3 protein-coding genes are annotated in these 2,218 nt (G+C 43.5%); 2 read left to right on the top strand and 1 reads right to left on the bottom strand.

All coding sequences use genetic code 11. The annotated features are described in order from the left end of the window. The first annotated feature begins 4 nt into the window (after positions 1-4). Positions 5-442, top strand: coding sequence for a DUF2753 domain-containing protein (locus AB4496_RS24090; protein WP_372132285.1), 438 nt, complete (start codon positions 5-7; stop codon positions 440-442). 98 nt (positions 443-540) lie between these two features. Here AB4496_RS24090 and motY read toward each other — a convergent pair whose 3' ends face one another. Beyond that, the gene (gene motY, locus AB4496_RS24085) at positions 541-1,422 is read right to left on the bottom strand and encodes a flagellar protein MotY (RefSeq protein ID WP_012603529.1); all 882 of its coding nucleotides are present in this window, start codon (positions 1,420-1,422) and stop codon (positions 541-543) included. 188 nt (positions 1,423-1,610) lie between these two features. On the opposite strand from motY, the gene rnt reads away from it, so the two are divergent. Further along, positions 1,611-2,218, top strand: a 608-nt coding sequence (rnt, locus tag AB4496_RS24080; RefSeq protein ID WP_372132282.1) for a ribonuclease T, incomplete at its 3' end; no start/stop codon positions are given.

Raw genomic sequence — 2,218 nt, 5'->3', positions numbered from 1 at the left:
TCCATTGAAACGGTGCGAATGGGAAAAACACACGTTACTTGCCGATACGGCATTGCAGCTCGACGATCCTGTACAGAGTATTCTTCACTATCAGCAAGCATTGAGTTTAAGCGAAAAAATTACTGAGCGTACCGATATCCAAGCGGACGAGCGCTTACTTATCTCTGTGATTTCTTGTCACAACCTCGCTCAGTTTTGGCGATGGGCCGGCGATACTGAATATGAACTCAAGTATCTCCAATTGGCTTCAGAAAAAGTACTGACACTGATCCCGCAATGTCCCAATACGCAATGTTCAAGCTTCATTGACTCAATTGGTTGCTGTAAGAAAGCCCTTATCGATTTCATGAAACGCCATCCCAACCCTAAAATTGCTTCTATGGTGGAAAAGATCGATACCGCGACCAACTGTGAAATGATCGCCCGCTTCCGCTTGAACTAAATAAATTACGTTTAAACAACGACTCAAATTTAAAATATAAAAAAGCCCGTCATCAGTGAAGACGGGCTTTGTCATTTCAAAACGAGCTATTGTTCAGCTTAAACCTGTGTGCGACCTAAAGAGATAACAACACGTCGGTTTTTGTCTTTACCAATTGGCGAGTTGTTGTCAGCAATTGGACGACGCTTACCATAACCTTGTACTTGAATACGGTCTTCTGGCAAGCCTAGAGATTTAAAGTACTCTCTTAATGATTCCGCTCTGCGCTCTGAAAGATTCTGGCTAATACCTTTGCTATCGACGGAATCGGTGTATGTAGCCACCAGCACAAGGTCGATGTCTTGGTTATAGCGAACATAGTCGGCAATCTGGCTGAGTCTCTTACGTGAAGACTTATTCAACTGATCGCTGTTACGATCGTAGTGCAAGATAGTAAAAGAGATATCTTCGAAGCTGTAAGGCAATAAGTTGGCGATACAGTCACTGAACACATTGTACTTTTCTTGGAATAATACCGATGATAGTGCAACTTCGATTCGCTGATCTCGGCTCTGCCATTCTTGATAGCTGAATGTCGGGTAACGCCCTTTCTCCAACTCACTCAAAATACCCCAAGCGGTTTGACCACCAACATAGCCATCAAATTGTTGGAAGAACTTAATGGTCGTCATGCGGTCAGCACTTTCGCCCGGACGCCAAGCTGGCGGCATAGAGATCAAGCTTACATTGCGTGTCGCCCCCATTGGGCGACGCATTTTAAGCTCAAAATCCAAAATGATTTTTTTACTCGCGCGAGATGAAAACTCAGCATCACCAAAGTTGGGGATAGGGTGAACCAAGCGACATTCTAATGGCGTGTTAGCCACCATCTCCCACGTCGACTGTAGAGGAGATGCTCCGTAACGCTTTTCTTGTGCCAATACCGATGACGACATAAGTAGCGAAAATAGCATTGAACCTGTTATGAGTTGTTTCTTCATAAAGTGGAGTATCTCTTAAGCAATTCGTTTAACAATGCAGCCAATTGCCGCATTTTTCCATCACGTTTGAATATGCAATTATTAAGCCGAAATAGGTCGGCTAATTTATGATTTATTGCCCTTCCCTAGTTTTTATCACTGCTATTATCTGCAATAATGCTGCCTTAATCACACATATTTGGGCTAACATGACTGTAGAAAACGAAGCTCTGACCCTTAAAAAACGCTTTCGTGGCTATTTCCCAGTGGTCATCGACGTGGAAACCGCAGGGTTTAACGCTGAAACCGATGCATTATTAGAAATCTGTGCCATTACACTAAGAATGGATGAGAACGGAGATCTGCACCCTGCATCAACGCTTCATTTTCACATTGAGCCTTTTGAAGGCGCAAATATAGAGCAGGCAGCATTAGACTTTAACGGAATTAAAGACCCATTTAGCCCATTACGTGGTGCTGTGTCGGAACAAGAAGCCCTTAAAGAAATCTACAAGCTTGTGAGAAAAGAACAAAAAGCTTCAGATTGCAGTCGCGCAATCATGGTCGCTCACAATGCTACGTTCGATTTAAACTTCGTTAATGCAGCAAGTGAGCGTTGTAAGCTTAAACGCGTCCCTTTCCATCCATTTGCAACTTTTGACACAGCAGCCCTTAGTGGTCTTGCCTACGGTCAAACCGTTTTGGCTAAAGCTTGCCGCACTGCGGGGATGGAATTTGACAACAAAGAAGCACACTCTGCTTTGTATGATACGCAAAAAACCACAGAGTTATTTTGCGGCATAGTAAACAAATGGAA

Source organism: Vibrio sp. 10N.222.46.A1 (genome assembly GCF_041473595.1).
GTDB classification, from domain to species: Bacteria; Pseudomonadota; Gammaproteobacteria; order Enterobacterales; family Vibrionaceae; genus Vibrio; species Vibrio tasmaniensis_A.
This window is presented reverse-complemented; position numbering and strand designations above follow the sequence as displayed.

Coding starts and splice junctions, on each gene's coding strand:
- motY (WP_012603529.1), bottom strand. CDS start 1,422: ATGAAGAAACAACTCATAACAGGTTCAATGCTATTTTCGCTACTTATG.